Genomic DNA, 434 nt, shown 5'->3' with positions numbered 1-434 from the left:
AAGGATAAAATACCTGCACATACAACTTTTGTAAAGGGTTCAGCAACAAATAATGGAGTCTTCAAAGACGGAGAAATCACTTGGACAAAAGAAAATGTAGCAAATGGAGAAACAGTAGTTGTTACATTTAAGGTAAAAGTAGATGATAATGTAAATGGAGATAAAATTCTTAATAAAGCTAATGTAGCTGATGGAAATAATAATTTCGATACAAATGAAACAACAAATCCAACATCTACAAAACCAGTTAAGTCTGTATTTAATAGCCAAGATACAAATACAAGTATAGACGGTAAGGAAGTAAAAGCAAAAGATGAATTACTTTACAAGATAACTTACAAGAATACTACAGGACAAGTACAAAAGGTTGTAATAAAGGATAAGATTCCAGCTCATACAAGTTATGTAGAAAATTCTGCAGATAATGATGGAAC

The 434-nt window shown here is 30.6% G+C and carries 1 protein-coding gene; it reads left to right on the top strand.

All coding sequences use genetic code 11. The features are described 5' to 3' along the window. A partial coding sequence (locus VJI93_RS08530; RefSeq protein ID WP_324009281.1) for a hypothetical protein occupies positions 1–434 on the top strand: 434 nt, incomplete at both ends.

This window comes from Parvimonas sp. M20, assembly GCF_035282425.1.
Lineage (GTDB): Bacteria > Bacillota > Clostridia > Tissierellales > Peptoniphilaceae > Parvimonas.
This window is presented reverse-complemented; position numbering and strand designations above follow the sequence as displayed.